The 14,370-nt window shown below is 61.8% G+C and carries 17 protein-coding genes; 14 read left to right on the forward strand and 3 right to left on the reverse strand.

Annotated elements, in window-relative coordinates; genetic code table 11:
• Window positions 1–90: 90 nt before the first annotated feature.
• Window positions 91–285 (forward strand): transcriptional regulator domain-containing protein, encoded by a 195-nt coding sequence (locus J2R80_RS21565; RefSeq protein WP_253639352.1) that lies wholly within the window; start codon window positions 91–93, stop codon window positions 283–285.
• A gap of 257 nt (window positions 286–542) precedes the next feature.
• Here the strand turns inward: J2R80_RS21565 and J2R80_RS21570 are convergent, their stop codons facing one another.
• A complete protein-coding gene (locus tag J2R80_RS21570; RefSeq protein ID WP_168855976.1) occupies window positions 543–773 on the reverse strand; it encodes a helix-turn-helix domain-containing protein in 231 nt (76 codons plus the stop codon).
• 101 nt (window positions 774–874) lie between these two features.
• Here J2R80_RS21570 and J2R80_RS21575 point away from each other — a divergent pair, with 101 nt between their 5' ends.
• The 12 genes from J2R80_RS21575 (at window position 875) to groL (ending at window position 11,662) form a co-directional block, all read left to right on the forward strand.
• Window positions 875–1,147, forward strand: a complete 273-nt coding sequence (locus J2R80_RS21575; RefSeq protein WP_253641008.1) for a DUF2285 domain-containing protein — start codon at window positions 875–877, stop codon at window positions 1,145–1,147.
• Window positions 1,148–1,312: 165 nt separating this feature from the next.
• Entirely contained in the window at window positions 1,313–1,507 is a 195-nt protein-coding gene (locus J2R80_RS21580) for a transcriptional regulator domain-containing protein (protein WP_253639353.1), read from the forward strand.
• A 73-nt stretch (window positions 1,508–1,580) separates the two neighbouring features.
• A complete protein-coding gene (locus tag J2R80_RS21585) occupies window positions 1,581–2,084 on the forward strand; it encodes a DUF2285 domain-containing protein (RefSeq protein WP_253639354.1) in 504 nt (167 codons plus the stop codon).
• A gap of 133 nt (window positions 2,085–2,217) precedes the next feature.
• Window positions 2,218–2,499 (forward strand): AlpA family transcriptional regulator, encoded by a 282-nt coding sequence (locus tag J2R80_RS21590; RefSeq protein ID WP_253639355.1) that lies wholly within the window; start codon window positions 2,218–2,220, stop codon window positions 2,497–2,499.
• Window positions 2,500–2,521: 22 nt separating this feature from the next.
• Window positions 2,522–3,403, forward strand: coding sequence for a DUF2840 domain-containing protein (locus J2R80_RS21595; protein ID WP_253639356.1), 882 nt, complete (start codon window positions 2,522–2,524; stop codon window positions 3,401–3,403).
• A complete protein-coding gene (locus J2R80_RS21600) occupies window positions 3,400–3,912 on the forward strand; it encodes a S26 family signal peptidase (protein ID WP_253639357.1) in 513 nt (170 codons plus the stop codon). Before J2R80_RS21595 ends, J2R80_RS21600 begins: the two co-directional genes overlap by 4 nt.
• Window positions 3,913–4,190: 278 nt before the next feature.
• The gene (locus J2R80_RS21605; RefSeq protein ID WP_225646986.1) at window positions 4,191–4,808 is read left to right on the forward strand and encodes a lytic transglycosylase domain-containing protein; all 618 of its coding nucleotides are present in this window, start codon (window positions 4,191–4,193) and stop codon (window positions 4,806–4,808) included.
• A gap of 243 nt (window positions 4,809–5,051) precedes the next feature.
• A complete protein-coding gene (locus J2R80_RS21610; RefSeq protein WP_253639358.1) occupies window positions 5,052–6,791 on the forward strand; it encodes a VirD2 family relaxase/mobilization nuclease in 1,740 nt (579 codons plus the stop codon).
• 23 nt (window positions 6,792–6,814) lie between these two features.
• Window positions 6,815–8,800, forward strand: a complete 1,986-nt coding sequence (locus J2R80_RS21615) for a conjugal transfer protein TraG (protein ID WP_253639359.1) — start codon at window positions 6,815–6,817, stop codon at window positions 8,798–8,800.
• A 5-nt stretch (window positions 8,801–8,805) separates the two neighbouring features.
• Window positions 8,806–9,252, forward strand: a complete 447-nt coding sequence (locus tag J2R80_RS21620; RefSeq protein ID WP_225646989.1) for a CopG family transcriptional regulator — start codon at window positions 8,806–8,808, stop codon at window positions 9,250–9,252.
• Between the two features lie 303 nt (window positions 9,253–9,555).
• A complete protein-coding gene (groES, locus tag J2R80_RS21625; protein ID WP_141341691.1) occupies window positions 9,556–9,870 on the forward strand; it encodes a co-chaperone GroES in 315 nt (104 codons plus the stop codon).
• Between the two features lie 145 nt (window positions 9,871–10,015).
• On the forward strand, window positions 10,016–11,662 hold the full coding sequence (groL, locus tag J2R80_RS21630) for a chaperonin GroEL (protein ID WP_253639360.1): 1,647 nt from the start codon (window positions 10,016–10,018) through the stop codon (window positions 11,660–11,662).
• 408 nt (window positions 11,663–12,070) lie between these two features.
• On the opposite strand, the gene J2R80_RS21635 is transcribed toward groL, so the two are convergent.
• Window positions 12,071–12,367 (reverse strand): hypothetical protein, encoded by a 297-nt coding sequence (locus J2R80_RS21635; RefSeq protein ID WP_141341221.1) that lies wholly within the window; start codon window positions 12,365–12,367, stop codon window positions 12,071–12,073.
• A gap of 411 nt (window positions 12,368–12,778) precedes the next feature.
• Here J2R80_RS21635 and J2R80_RS21640 point away from each other — a divergent pair, with 411 nt between their 5' ends.
• A complete protein-coding gene (locus J2R80_RS21640) occupies window positions 12,779–13,075 on the forward strand; it encodes a cytosolic protein (RefSeq protein ID WP_069275481.1) in 297 nt (98 codons plus the stop codon).
• Window positions 13,076–13,345: 270 nt separating this feature from the next.
• On the opposite strand, the gene J2R80_RS21645 is transcribed toward J2R80_RS21640, so the two are convergent.
• Complete coding sequence (locus J2R80_RS21645; protein WP_253639361.1) at window positions 13,346–14,149, reverse strand: hypothetical protein; 804 nt, start codon at window positions 14,147–14,149, stop codon at window positions 13,346–13,348.
• Between the last annotated feature and the right edge of the window lie 221 nt (window positions 14,150–14,370).

The raw sequence follows: 14,370 nt of genomic DNA on the forward strand, positions 1-14,370 counted from the left end.
GTGGAGCCAAACTAGGGGCTTCCCGCAACCCATTCGATCACAACTATTGTACCACAATCCATGTTAGTTGCGTGCAATGAGACGAACGCAATGCCTGACTTCGACTGGCGGTCGCCGGAATCCTACAAAAGCCTACAGGACGCCGAAATCACCGACATCGCCTGGGAATGTCTTTGTCGCAGCATGGACTACCGACGCGACTACGAAGCGATGATCGCCAACGGCCCGGATGACGAAGTGACGCCCGAATTCAAGAGGAGATGGGGCATCTGCTTTCGCCGATGACCTGTTGAGGTCATTCAAGCAACAGACGGCCTTTTGGGCGCCCAAGGTTCTGCCGACCGTCGTTCCGATCGAAATGACCGCGTCGCCCATTGGCAGTGACGCAGCGTCTCATCCGTTGATTGATCTCGCAGCTGGCCAGGTTCGGCGCGCAGCCGACGGCTGGCATGCGGGGGTACGCAGCCGGATCGGCGGTGACTACGCGCACTTGCGCCCGGCGCTCGCCGAGTCTTTGGCTCGGTTCGCGAGTTGGGCCACGCCTATTTAGCGCGACCTCTCTTTGCCGTCCGTTTTAGGAACTCATCAGGCTCGACATCGAGCTTATCGGCAAGGCGACCAATGACCTTTATGCTGACATAGTATACGCCCTTCTCAAGCTGGCTCAGATAGCTCCGGCTTATCTCAGCCTCCAAAGCAAGTTCGTCTTGAGACCATCCCCTCGCATTGCGTAGACGACGCAAGTTAGTGGCGAATGTCTCCCGCAAATCCATGCGGGCAAAGATGCCGCTTGTTCAGTATATTGCACCTCGATATACTTAACAAAGTGCGGCCCTATGAATCCTTAGACAGTAAACTCCGCGACCGTAAGATCATGCAGATCCCTCCGCTCGATCCTAACGTGGCAGACCTGGCTCCCGCCGGGCCAGTGCCGACATCTTACGATGAGGAGCACGTTGTGACGTACATTCGTCTTCTACAAGCCGAGGGTGAGGGTGCAGACTGGCGGGAAGTCGCTCGAATCGTCCTGCATATCGATCCGGAGTGTGAGCCGGACCGGGCGCGCAACGCATACCAGAGTCACCTCGCGCGCGCGAAGTGGATGACCGAACATGGACGTCTGTTGCGTGGCACTGGGTTGAACTAGAAGAAATTCATTGACCAAGGCATTCCTTGAGAAATCGCCTTCTCCCGCCGAAGCGTGGTCATCTGGGAGCACCACGTGGTGCCAAACTAGGGACTTCCTGCAACTCGCCCGTTCACGATTATTGCACCGCAATCCTTGTTAGCTGCGTGCATGCGGGTGGAAGCAATGCCTGAGTTCGAATGGCGGTCGCCGGAATCCTACAATAGTCTTCAGGATGCAGAGATCACCGACATCGCTTGGGAATGTCTTCGTCGCAACGCGGATTATAGACGCGAGTACGAAGCGATGATCGCCAACAGCCCGGATGGCGAGGTGACACCCGAGTTCAGGAGGAAATGGGGCATCTGCTTTCGCCCATGACCCGCTGAGGTCGTTTACGGAGCAGACGATCTTTTGGGCGCCCGAGGTTCTGCCGACCGTCGTTCCGATCGCAATGACGTCGTCCATTGACCGTGACGCAGCGTCTCATCCGTTGATTGATCTCGCAGCTGGCAAGGTTCGCTGTGCAGCCGACGGCTGGCATGCGGTGCTGCGCATCGGCGCGGTGGAACACCGCGTTTGGTCAAGAGAAGCGCCAAGCGTAGCTGCCCACTACGTCGTCGAGTTGTCGTTCGACGGCGACTTCGACGCGCGGGCGTACGCTGCGCGACGGCTGTGGCGAACCATGAGCGGGCGTGCGCCAGGTCCCGCCTTTCACGAGTTATCCAAACAGCGACGCGAGCGGTTGAGCGCGGCGCTTCGCGCGCTCGATGCGCGTGGGGACGGCGGCACGTATCGCGCCATCGCAGAAGCATTGTTCGGCAAGAAGCGCATCCCAGACCGCGCCTGGAAAACGCACGATCTGCGCAACCGGACCGTTCGCCTGGTGCAAACCGGCCTCGCACTGGTGCGCGGCGGTTATCGCCAAGTTCTGCGGCGCGGGCGCACGGGCAAATAGCATAACCCGCCTGGGGTATCGAAAATCGCCCCCTCAATCTTCGGCATCCCCCTCCGACATCGCGCTTCTCCATGATGACCGCACACACGCCGGCGCCGAAATCGGCTCCGTGCTGTCACCCTGGAGTTCTCAAATGTCCGATCCAATGGCCGGCCTGCCGCCGCGCTTCCTGCGTACACCGGAGGCCGCACGCTACCTTGGCCTCTCCGGTCGCACGCTGGAAAAGCACCGCACATACGGCACGGGGCCAATGTATCGGAAGATCGGCGGGCGCGTCGTTTACGCGTTGGACGACCTGAAAGCCTGGGCCGACCTCGGCGCCAAAACGTCGACGTCTGATCCGGGCAAAGGGACTGTACCGCCGGCCAAGAAGCACCCGACGCTGCGCCCGTATGCGGGCCAGGAACGTCGCTGACGTCAGCGTGAGGACAGTGACAATGCGGCGCACACATCGCTCCGAGCGCGACGAGCTTGAGCTCTTTCGGGCGCAGCCCGGCGATCTCGTGTCACGCGACGCGCAGGATCTGATGGCTTATCCGTTGTTCTCGCTCGCCAAAACAAAGCGCATCGTGCCAATCGATTTCCGCGCGGGCGCAATCTCCATTCGCGACGAGGCCGTGCCGGAACACGGCATGGCGACCATCAGGGATGCGGACATCCTGATCTGGGCGGCTTCCCAGATCGTCGAAGGACGCGACGCAGGCTTGAAGACCTCACGCCTGATGACTGCAACGCCTTACGAGAGCCTGACGTTTGTCGGCCGCGGAACCGGTGCGCGAGACTATGACCGGCTGAAGGCCGGTCTCGACAGGTTTCCGATCAGAAACCCGGTTTGTGAATCACGGAGCGCGGGCATGAACGATCTCACCCAAGTCGAAGTCTTTTGGCTCGAAAAGCGTATCGAAAATCGGATTCGGTTCGGTCGCGCCGTCGAAGACAGGATGATCGACCGACACCGCCGCGTGCTGTCATTTGCTCCGGGCAGCATCTTCGCCCTCGTTCGCTGGACATCCAACGACTTCGGAACAGTCATTTCGCGCATCGACATCCTGCGCGCGGTCGCTCCAGGCGAGCGCTGCTCGACGGTCCCCTATGTCAAGCCAGGCGGCGAGAGTTTGCTGCGGTTGTCGGGCTCGCCCAAGGTCGAGCGCGTGCTGCAACTGATCGACGTTGTCGAGGGACTTGGGATCGATCCGGCGGATGCCGCCCCCGACCATTGGCATCACGTTCATAACCGCCTCTCTGTCAACGAGACGCCACGCGCGTACACAAAAGGGCGTCATCGGGCCTGGCTGCATCGGCAGAGGTTCGTGCGATGACGCCCAGCTCAAAGGCGCTGATCGCGACGGTTTGCGGTGTCGCCACACTTGTTGCTCCGGTCGCTCTGGGGTCGAATCCGCTCTACATCTGGAATGCTTCCACGAGCGTGCCGATCGGACTCTATCGCCTGGAGCCAGCGGGCGACTTCTTCGTCACGGAATTGGTTGCGGTTCGGCCGCCCGAGCCGCTTGCGACCTTTTTGGACCTGAATGGGTATTTGCCCGGAGGCGTCCCAATGCTCAAGCGGGTGCTGGCGCTTCCAGGGCAGACGGTCTGCAGAAGCGGGCTTGCAATTTCTGTCGACGAGATTGTGGTGGGCGAGGCGAGGGATCGTGACGGACGCGGGCGACTGCTGCCGAAGTGGGAAGGATGCGCCGTGGTCGGCGACGGTGAGCTCTTTCTCATGAATTGGCAGTCAAGCGACTCTCTGGACGGCCGATACTTCGGATTTTTGCCTGCGTCGGCGGTCATTGGCCGTGCACTGCCCGTGTGGACGTGGGAGGAGTGAGCGTGCCTTGCTGGTGCTTCCGTTCTGCCACTGCTCTGTTCGATCAGTTGCCGGGCCATTCCTCCGTCCCGACCAAGGATCGCGCGGTTATTGCGCGCAGCGGCGGTCCAGGGCGGCCCAACGGCCGGCGCGAAGCAGCTTTACCCTGGATGGGCGCGAGCACGACGGCGTGCTTCCGTCTGTCGGGAGCGTGTTTTCGGCCTGTCGGAACGCTGCTTTTCGCCCTGACGGTTTGGAGCTGTGCCGCTCTCGCCGCGGAGCAATCGGCGCTCCCGTCAGTGAACGATCATGGCGACAACGCATTTGCTCCCTTCATTGCACAGGCTTCGCAAAGATTCGTCGTGCCTGCGCGCTGGATCAGGTCAATCATCCGGCTGGAGAGCGCTGGAAACGTGCGCGCCAAATCGCCGAAGGGCGCAATGGGGCTGATGCAAATCATGCCGGGGACATGGGCTGACCTAAGCCATCGGTACAGCCTCGGCAACGATCCCTACGACGCGCGCGACAATATCCTGGCTGGCACGGCGTATCTGCATGAGCTGAGCGACCGCTACGGGGTGCCCGGCGCGTTTGCAGCATACAACGCCGGACCAGCACGTTACGAAAAGCACCTCGCCGGTGTTTCCTTGCCAGCCGAGACGCAAGCCTATGTCACGAATCTCGCGAGCTTGCTGGGAATTGGGTACGCTTCTGGTCGGTCCGGTGGCCAGTTCTCCTGGACCGCCGCACCGTTCTTCGTCGCGCGATCGGAACGCAATAGCATTCCAGATCGGCGGCAGGCTGGATTCGTCGCGAGCAGCGCTCTCGCTTCGTCGGGCGCTCGCGTCCTGTCGTCGATGATTCCTAGGGGGACTGGCCTGTTCATCGCGAAATCGGAAGCCGGAGACATGCGATGAGCATCTACGTGAACCGGCGAGCGCTGGGGTGCGCTAGAGGGGAGTTGGCGGAAACCCGGGAGCCGTGGAAAAGTACGACGGGACGACTGCGAGATAAAAGAGCGCAATGTGCGCCTCGGTCGGTTCGTCGTGTTGTTCGGAGTTCTCCGCCTTCCGCGCAAGGTGCTCGCGCCGACCGCAATGTGCGCCCCGCACGCAACTCTCTGACGTTCTGCGATCTTTCGCACATTGCCGAGGTCGACGATGGCCGATGATCGGGAGTTTCGCATCCGCACCGGCCGCATCCGCTCATCCACTTCGCAGCGGGCGCGGCCCTTTATTGCGCAGGCGATCGCAGCGGCGCAGAAGGCCGGCGGGCAGGTGTCCCGCTCGGGCCGAATCATCCCGGGCAACCGGTCGCGCTTTGGACGCGGCCGGGTCGCCAGCGTGCAGGCCAACCATCTGCTGACGGGACGCTCGCGCCTCGTCGTAATCAAGACCCGCGTCGTCCGTCATACCGCGCGCGCCGCGCCGCTCGCCGCGCACCTCAATTATCTCCGTCGTGAGGGGGTGACCCGCGACGGGGGCAAGGCGCGCCTGTTCGGGCCGCAGACCGAGGACGCTGATGGCCGTGGCTTCGCCGCGCGGTGCGAGGGCGACCGTCATCACTTCCGTTTCATCGTGTCGCCCGAGGACGCGGTGGACTTGGCGGACCTTAAATCCTTCGCCTGCGAGCTGATGGGCCAGGTGGCCACGGATCTCGGCACGAAGCTCGATTGGGGCGGTGTCGATCATTGGAACACCGACAATCCCCACGTTCACGTCATCCTCCGCGGCCGGGGTGACGATGGCCAGGACCTCGTGATCTCGCGCGACTACATCAGGGAGGGAATGCGTGCCCGCGCGCAGGATCTGGTCACCCAGGAACTCGGTCCGCGCACCGAGCTCGACATCCGTCGCAATCTCGAGCGCCAGGTTGAAGCCGAACGCTGGACCAAGCTGGATAGTCAGCTTGTGCGCGATGGTTGGTCCACCGGCGTCATCGATCTCGCGCCCCATCGCGAGCGGCAGCCGGACGAATATCACGCCTTGAAGGTCGGTCGCTTGCGCAAGCTCGAATCCCTCGGCCTCGCCGATCAGGTCGATCCAGGCCAGTGGGTGATCCGCGACCGGGCGGAGACCACGCTACGCGATTTGGAGGAGCGCGATGACATCATCAGGCGCATGCACCGGGCATTAGCCGAACGCGGCATTGAGCGCGGCGCGGCGAGTTATGTGCTCGCGGCTGAAAGCCTCGATGCGCCGATCATCGGCCGGCTGGTCGATCGCGGCCTCGACGACGAGCTGAAGGGCACGGCCTATGCCGTGGTCGACGGCGTGGACGGGCGAACCCATCACTTGAGGTTGCCCGATCTCGACGCCGCCGGCGACGGCGCGCCGGGCGCAATCGTCGAGCTGCGCAAGTTCGACGACCCGCAAGGACGTCGCCGCGTGGCGCTCGCCGTCCGGTCGGATCTCAACCTCGCTGCGCAGGTCTCGGCATCGGGGGCGACTTGGCTCGACCGGCAGGCGGTCGCTCGCACGCCGGCCGCGCTTTCGGATGGCGGCTTCGGCGCCGAGGTGCGGCAGGCCATGGAGCGGCGCGCCGAGCATTTGGTCGAACGCGGTTATGCCGAGCGGCGGGGCCAGCGCATCATCTTCTCGCGCAACCTGATCGACACCTTGCGTTGCCGGGAGCTGGAGGCCTTGGGCGATAGGCTCGCGTCCCGAACCGGCCAGCCATTCCATCAAGCCGGCAGCGGCGACCATGTCGCCGGCAGCTACCGCCGGCGCTTCACGCTCGCCTCCGGCCGCTTCGCCATGATCGACGACGGACTCGGCTTCCAGCTCGTGCCCTGGACGCCCTCGCTCGAGAAACAGCTCGGCCGCCACGTCACCGGAACGATGCGCAACGACGGTGGCATCGACTGGAGCTTTGGCCGAAAGCGGGGACTTGGACTGTAGATCGCGCAGAAAGGACCAACGCCATGTCCGCGACCACCATCCTCTGGGGACAGATCCTGACCGTGCTCGCGATCGTGCTTCTGACGACCTGGGGTGCGACGGAATATGTCGCCTGGCAGCTCGGATTTCAGGGGCAGTTGGGCACCCCATGGTTCAGCGTCTTTGGCTGGCCGATCTATTATCCGCCGGCGTTTTTCTGGTGGTGGTTCTTCTACGACGCCTATGCGCCCGACATCTTCGTGCGCGGCGCGTTCATCGCGGCCTCGGGCGGATTCATCTCGATCGTTGCCGCCATCGGCATGTCGGTCTGGCGGGCGCGCGAGGCGAAGAACGTCGAGACCTACGGCTCTGCCCGCTGGGCCAAGACGGGGGAAGTGAAGGCGGCCGGGCTCCTTGGCGCCGATGGGGTGGTGCTCGGCCGCTACGAGCGTGACTATCTCCGTCATGACGGGCCGGAGCATGTGCTGTGCTTCGCCCCGACCCGTTCGGGCAAGGGCGTCGGCCTGGTCGTGCCCTCGCTCCTGACCTGGCCGGGCTCGGCGATCGTTCACGATATCAAGGGCGAGAACTGGCAGCTGACCGCGGGCTTCCGCGCAAAACATGGGCGGGTCCTATTGTTCGACCCGACCAATCCGAAGTCAGCGGCGTATAATCCGCTGCTCGAGGTTCGCCGCGGCGAATGGGAGGTCCGCGACGTCCAGAACATCGCCGACATCCTGGTCGATCCCGAGGGGAGCCTGGAGAAGCGGAACCATTGGGAGAAGACCAGTCACGCGCTGCTGGTCGGCGCCATCCTCCATGTCCTCTATGCCGAAGAGGACAAGACGCTGGCGGGCGTCGCCGTGTTCCTCTCTAATCCGAAGCGGTCGATCGAATCGACGCTTGTCGCGATGATGAAGACCGCGCATCTCGGCGAAGCCGGTCCACATCCCGTCATCGCTAGCGCAGCGCGCGAGCTGCTCAACAAGTCCGACAACGAACGGTCGGGCGTGCTGTCGACCGCCATGTCGTTCCTCGGGCTCTACCGTGATCCCATCGTCGCCGCGGTGACCCGGCGCTGCGATTGGCGCATCACCGACATCGTGGGCGACCAGCAACCGGCGACCCTCTACCTCGTCGTGCCGCCCTCCGACATCAACCGGACCAAGCCGCTGATCCGTCTGATCCTCAACCAGATCGGCCGGCGTCTCACGGAGGACCTGCAGGCCAAGGCAAAGCGCCACCGGCTGCTCCTGATGCTCGATGAGTTTCCCGCGTTGGGGCGGCTGGATTTCTTCGAGTCGGCGCTGGCGTTCATGGCAGGATATGGACTGAAGGGCTTTCTGATTGCCCAATCGCTGAACCAGATCGAGAAGGCGTACGGCCCGAACAATTCGATCCTCGACAACTGCCATGTCCGCGTCAGCTTCGCCACCAACGACGAGCGCACCGCCAGGCGTGTCTCCGATGCCTTGGGTACCGCGACCGAAATGCGCGCCATGAAGAACTATGCCGGCCACCGACTAAACCCGTGGCTTGGTCATTTGATGGTCTCCCGGCAGGAAACGGCCCGGCCGCTGCTCACCCCAGGCGAAGTCATGCAACTGCCACCGACGGACGAGATCGTCATGGTTGCGGGCGCTTCGCCGATCCGGGCGAAGAAGGCGCGCTATTACGACGACGCGCGCCTCCTGCAACGCATTCTGCCGGTGCCGGCACTCACTATTCCCAACCAGGGGCGGCCGAATGACTGGACGGGCCGGCCATTGCCGCCGAAAGCGGAAATCGGCAATGCCGGCTCGACGACCGCGACCGAAGATGACGATCCGACCGGATCCGAACGCCGCCAGCAGCCCGAGCTCAGCCGCGTGACGCTGGTCGAGAGGAGGGCGCCGATCGAGAACGAGTTCGAAGCCGATCCCGTCGATGATGCGGACGATGAGGCCGTCCGCAACAGCCGCATAACCCGGATCATGCAAGGCGTAGCGCGGCAGGTCTCGCTGGACTCCGGCGATGGCACGGAGCTGTGACCGCCATGACCGTCCGCAAGAAGAAGGTCCAGATTTCGGTCTACCTCGACCCGGCCGTTATGACGGCGCTGACGGACTATGCCGCGCGCCGAGACCAACCTCAATCGCTGATCGCTGAGGCCGCGATCGCCTCCTTTCTGTCTCCGGATGCGGCCGAACGACGGGAAGCGGTGATCGCGAAGCGCCTCGACCAGCTCGATCGCCGCATGATCCGGCTTGAGCGCGACGTCGGCATCGCGGTCGAGACGCTTGCCGTATTCGTCCGGTTCTGGTTGACCACGACCCCGGCATTGCCGGAGCCGGCCGCGCAAGCCGCGCGCGCCAAGGGAGGTGAACGCTACGATTCCTTCGTCACCGCACTTGGCCGCAGGCTCGCCAGGGGACCGAAGCTGCTGCAGGAGATTGCGGAGGATCTCGGTGGCGACGATCATTCGGGCCAGGCACACTCCTAGGTCTGTACCTGAGAATTTGTGGGTGCGCGACGATGGCGTGTCCGTTTAGTCCCGTCCGCACCGAAGTCGTGTGGCGGTGCAATAAGTCGCGAGGGCCCAGATCGGACATAGACACTGCTGGCGGCCTATTGCTTCGCCCGGCAGCGATCGTCGCCGGCATTCCCCTCCGAGAGCAAAGTTGCAGCCAAATATCACAGGCGGACGCTCTTGCGCCCAACTGTCACAGGTATAAGTGAGCTGCGATTAGCACTCGCTCATTGTGGGTGCCAATCCCGAGTTGTGCACAAGGCCAGGGAGGATCACATGAAATTCCGTCCGCTTCACGACCGCGTCGTGGTCAAGCGCATCGACGCCGAAGAGAAGACCGCTGGCGGCATCATCGTTCCCGACACGGCCAAGGAAAAGCCCTCGCAGGGCGAAGTGATCGCCGTCGGCCCCGGCGGCCGCGACGAGAGCGGCAAGCTGATCCCGATTGACCTTCAGGTCGGCGACCGCGTGCTGTTCGGCAAATGGTCGGGCACCGAAGTCAAGATCGACGGCAAGGAGCTGTTGATCATGAAGGAGAGCGACATCATGGGTGTTCTTACTGGCACCTCCGCCAGCAAGAAGGCCGCTTAAGCCGTACGCCCGCTCCCTTGAGGAGCAGGCGCTGCCGGCGTCTCGAAAGATGAGCCAAGAGCCAACTGTCTCGTTCTTCGAGACGCCCACTTCAAGAGCACGCACTTCAGGACGAGGAGCAGAGATCAACTCAGGGGAGACAGACATGTCAGCCAAAGAACTCAAATTCGGCGTCGATGCCCGCGACCGGATGCTGCGCGGCGTCGATATCCTTGCCAATGCGGTGAAGGTCACCCTCGGTCCGAAGGGCCGCAACGTGGTGCTCGAGAGGTCGTTCGGCGCTCCCCGCATCACCAAGGACGGCGTCGCTGTCGCCAAAGAGATCGAGCTCGAGGACAAGTTCGAGAACATGGGCGCCCAGATGGTGCGCGAAGTCGCCTCCAAGTCCGCTGACGCGGCCGGTGACGGCACCACCACCGCGACCGTGCTCGCGGCCGCGATCGTGAAGGAAGGCGCCAAGTCGGTCGCCGCCGGCATGAACCCGATGGATTTGAAGCGCGGTATCGACATGGCGGTGGAAGCCGTGGTCGCCGACCTTCAGAAGAACTCGAAGAAGGTCACCTCGAACGAGGAGATCGCCCAGGTCGGCACCATTTCGGCCAACGGCGATGCCGAGATCGGCAAGTTCCTCGCCGACGCCATGAAGAAGGTCGGCAACGAGGGCGTGATCACGGTCGAGGAAGCCAAGTCGCTCGAGACCGAGCTCGACGTCGTCGAGGGCATGCAGTTCGACCGCGGCTACATCTCGCCCTATTTCGTCACCAACGCCGACAAGATGCGTGCCGAGTTGGACGATGCCTATATCCTGATCAACGAGAAGAAGCTCTCCTCGCTGAACGAGCTGCTGCCGCTGCTCGAGGCCGTGGTACAGAGCGGCAAGCCGCTGGTCATCGTCGCCGAAGACGTCGAAGGCGAAGCTCTCGCCACCCTCGTCGTCAACCGCCTGCGTGGCGGCCTGAAGGTCGCGGCCGTCAAGGCTCCGGGCTTCGGCGATCGCCGCAAGGCCATGCTGCAGGACATCGCGATCCTGACCGGCGGTCAGGCCATCTCGGAAGACCTCGGCATCAAGCTCGAGAACGTCACGCTGCAGATGCTCGGTCGCGCCAAGAAGGTGATGATCGACAAGGAGAACACCACGATCGTCAACGGTGCCGGCAAGAAGGCCGACATCGACGCCCGCGTTGCCCAGATCAAGGCGCAGATCGAGGAGACCACCTCGGACTACGACCGTGAGAAGCTGCAGGAGCGTCTCGCCAAGCTCGCGGGCGGCGTCGCGGTGATCCGCGTCGGCGGCGCGACCGAGGTCGAGGTGAAGGAGCGCAAGGATCGCGTTGATGACGCGATGCATGCGACCCGTGCGGCTGTCGAGGAAGGCATCCTCCCGGGCGGCGGCGTCGCCCTGCTCCGTGCCTCCGAGCAGCTCAAGGGCCTGCGCACCAAGAACGACGACCAGAAGACCGGCGTCGAGATCGTGCGCAAGGCGCTGTCGGCTCCCGCTCGCCAGATCGCGATCAACGCCGGTGAAGACGGTTCGGTCATCGTCGGCAAGATCCTGGAGAACAAGACCTACAATTACGGCTTCGACGGCCAGACCGGCGACTATGCCGACCTCGTCAAGAAGGGCATCATCGACCCGACCAAGGTCGTGCGCACCGCGATCCAGAACGCCGCCTCCATCGCGGCACTCCTAATCACCACGGAAGCCATGGTCGCCGAGCTGCCGAAGAAGAACGCACCCGGCGGCATGCCAGGGGGTGGTGGCATGGGCGGCATGGGTGGTGTGGACTTCTAGGTCCAAAGTTCAGCGTTCAAAGAAAGAGAGGCCCAGCATCGCCGCCTGGCTTTTCTGTACTGGTTATATGTCGGACACGAATCGTGCCGGTCGCTGGGCGAACCACTTCCGGTCTGGCCCGATGACCGAACGACCTCAGAGGTGGTCCGGCCTTCGCGTTTGGGTCAGCAGCGGACGTGCCGACGCTCCCGCCTGACGAAAAAGACTAAGTCCGCGCGTGCTCGTCGACAACGACCTTCAGCACGTATGGCTTCTCGCGCCTTAGCTCCACATCGAACTCTGAGCGGCTCGTGCAATTGATATGCCGGCCATACATGTGCAGTGACATTGAAACGTTTTGCCGAACGCCAAAGCAGCTTCTTGACGCCATGCTCGCTCCCCTCGCTGATTAGCGGCGCTTGCGATCAACTACGCATCAGATTCTATGTTCACCAAGACTTCCCCTGCGATAATTTCGGGCGCGCCAAGATGAAGGTCATGCATGCTTGCTTGAACAAACTGCAGGACCTTTTCGTTCGCCGCATTGGCGCTTTCGCGGTCCTCGAATATCATCACAGCGACACCAACGCCTTGGCCCCCATCCAATACATAATAAGATTTAAATCCGGGCGAATCCTTCAGGATCTGGCCGATGCCGCTCTTCGCGCGGCGGGCAGCATCCGCAACCGAACGAACCTTGGTGTACTTTCTAACGAACATATACATCTGGCCACCTTTGCATCTCAATTCCGGTCCTGCGCATCAAAGCATATAGGGCCGCTGCTGGACTAGGGCCTGCTTCCGCGATGGTCCAATCGCGTCATTCCAGGCATGCCACTTCCAGACGAGCTCAGTTAGACAACCTCGGAGGCGGTGGGGAGTTGGTATTCGGCCATCTCTGAAGCGAACGTAATCATTCGATCGCTCGTCAGCGCCAGCTGGCAGGGAATGGCGGAATAGCGAGCCCTGGGCCGCACGTCACCGGCCTCGATGCGACCGAGCATCTCAGGACCCAGGACGGTCCAAACAGTGCAGATCACGTCCACTGTGGAATCGTTATGAGCGGTGAACCGGCTTATACTGGGAGTATCCGGACTGGACATCCATGAAATCAGTCCAACCGCGAAGGAGGATCCGATGAAAGCGCTTTTGCTGCTAACGGCGAGCGGTCCTCTGCTCATTCTCACGTCGCACGAGTCCGTACACGATCAGGAGCTTCTCGAGAAGCTCAAGCACAAGGGAATTGGCAAGTTCGTCGCATTTGAGGTTCCCGTGCCACTCGCCAGGGAGCGCTACGGCGGGCATTTCCAAGCCGTTGAGAGCGATCTTCACGAGACTGATGATTTGAGAGTGCTCGACTTCAACGGTCAGCGGGCGTTTCAGCTCTTTCGTTTCGATGAACTCGGAGTACCGATTCTTCAAGAACAGCGGTGATCCCGCCCAAACTGCGGAGCGGGTTCATGAGCAAACGCGCTAGCCGAGGTGGATGGTCTAGTGTGCTCGTTGATGATCGGCGCTACGAAGTTCGAATCGGGAGGAGGATTAGCCTGGGCGGCCGTCATATCCTTAACGGATCCCTCGGACGCTTAAACCACTCTGGAAGCGTTCAACCCAGAAAGCAGTCGAACGGCCAAGCGTTGAAAAAGGGACGGATATTGGGTCGGTAGATCCGATCGATGCAGCAGCACCACTGCTTCCTCTCAATTATTGTTCAACGAAGGCCTTCCATCTGTTCAACTGGAGGGGCCTCAGGGCGGTCAGTTCATCGTCCAGCTCGGCAATGCGTTTTGCGGCAGCGATCATTGCCGCCGCTGCACGATTGTAGTTGTCTGCAGTCATTTGAAACGGGAACACGAACTGACCGTCTTTCACTTTGTAGATGCCAAATTCCCTCAGCAGGAGCGTTACACACTTGTCATAGGTCTTGTAATATTCGGCGTATGCGGTCGACAATTCGGCCGCTACGGCAATTGTTTCGGTGTGCTGCGCATCGATCATGCTCATGAATCTGCGAATTGTGTCGTTTCCAACAAGGAGTGAGCGGGCCTCGTCTTCCAGTTTGTCGCGCTCGAATTTTGCGAGAGCGATATAGCGGGGCTCAAAGGTAGCGATACGACCCTCGGCGGCCTTCAGATCGCGAAGAATTGCGTCTAGATCACTGCGGCTGAAAGTCGGATCGATTGCTTTCGGGAGTTCCTTTTGCTCGGCGCCGGTTAGTAGCCTTCGAGCGGCAGCATTCATCTCGATCGCATCCAGGTTTGCGAGTGCGATCATTTTCAGAATCACGTTCGAGGGATGTCGCTTTAGAGCTTGATCCAGTTGTTCAGGATTGCTCACGTCGCGCATGGCAACATAGGCGTCACTTTTTGAGATAGCTTCCTGATATCTCGACAAATCGCCCACAAAGTACAGCCCGCTGAAGCCAAGAATCGTGAACGCAAACAGCAACAATAGGCCGAGTGCCAGCCGTCTCGGCGTCTTCGCGCTTTGATGTACCGGCGATCCCACTCCTCAGACTCCCGTCCGGGCAACGTTCGTTCATTTCATCGGTCGACTCCGAGGAGGTCAAGGTGACCAATGAAGTGAACCCCAGTCAACATCATCGACTTCACCGGGAAAATACGGTCACCGCAGTGAGCTCGTGACGCAGCGCTCTATTGAGGTATTCGATAGCCGTCTTGTCGCCCTTCATGCTCAGCTCCTTTCGCGGGTGTCGAACCGCCTGGTGG

The sequence above is a fragment of the Bradyrhizobium sp. USDA 4541 genome (assembly GCF_024171085.1).
Lineage (GTDB): Bacteria > Pseudomonadota > Alphaproteobacteria > Rhizobiales > Xanthobacteraceae > Bradyrhizobium > Bradyrhizobium australafricanum.

What these genes read in the sequence shown, in the direction of transcription:
- J2R80_RS21565 (WP_253639352.1), top strand. Translation starts at nt 91, where the DNA reads ATGCCTGACTTCGACTGGCGGTCGCCGGAATCCTACAAAAGCCTACAG.
- J2R80_RS21600 (WP_253639357.1), top strand. Translation starts at nt 3,400, where the DNA reads ATGACGCCCAGCTCAAAGGCGCTGATCGCGACGGTTTGCGGTGTCGCC.
- J2R80_RS21640 (WP_069275481.1), top strand. Translation starts at nt 12,779, where the DNA reads ATGAAAGCGCTTTTGCTGCTAACGGCGAGCGGTCCTCTGCTCATTCTC.
- J2R80_RS21635 (WP_141341221.1), bottom strand. Translation starts at nt 12,367, where the DNA reads ATGTATATGTTCGTTAGAAAGTACACCAAGGTTCGTTCGGTTGCGGAT.
- J2R80_RS21585 (WP_253639354.1), top strand. Translation starts at nt 1,581, where the DNA reads ATGACGTCGTCCATTGACCGTGACGCAGCGTCTCATCCGTTGATTGAT.
- groES (WP_141341691.1), top strand. Translation starts at nt 9,556, where the DNA reads ATGAAATTCCGTCCGCTTCACGACCGCGTCGTGGTCAAGCGCATCGAC.
- J2R80_RS21590 (WP_253639355.1), top strand. Translation starts at nt 2,218, where the DNA reads ATGTCCGATCCAATGGCCGGCCTGCCGCCGCGCTTCCTGCGTACACCG.
- J2R80_RS21570 (WP_168855976.1), bottom strand. Translation starts at nt 773, where the DNA reads ATGGATTTGCGGGAGACATTCGCCACTAACTTGCGTCGTCTACGCAAT.
- J2R80_RS21575 (WP_253641008.1), top strand. Translation starts at nt 875, where the DNA reads ATGCAGATCCCTCCGCTCGATCCTAACGTGGCAGACCTGGCTCCCGCC.
- J2R80_RS21580 (WP_253639353.1), top strand. Translation starts at nt 1,313, where the DNA reads ATGCCTGAGTTCGAATGGCGGTCGCCGGAATCCTACAATAGTCTTCAG.
- J2R80_RS21615 (WP_253639359.1), top strand. Translation starts at nt 6,815, where the DNA reads ATGTCCGCGACCACCATCCTCTGGGGACAGATCCTGACCGTGCTCGCG.
- J2R80_RS21595 (WP_253639356.1), top strand. Translation starts at nt 2,522, where the DNA reads ATGCGGCGCACACATCGCTCCGAGCGCGACGAGCTTGAGCTCTTTCGG.
- J2R80_RS21620 (WP_225646989.1), top strand. Translation starts at nt 8,806, where the DNA reads ATGACCGTCCGCAAGAAGAAGGTCCAGATTTCGGTCTACCTCGACCCG.
- groL (WP_253639360.1), top strand. Translation starts at nt 10,016, where the DNA reads ATGTCAGCCAAAGAACTCAAATTCGGCGTCGATGCCCGCGACCGGATG.
- J2R80_RS21610 (WP_253639358.1), top strand. Translation starts at nt 5,052, where the DNA reads ATGGCCGATGATCGGGAGTTTCGCATCCGCACCGGCCGCATCCGCTCA.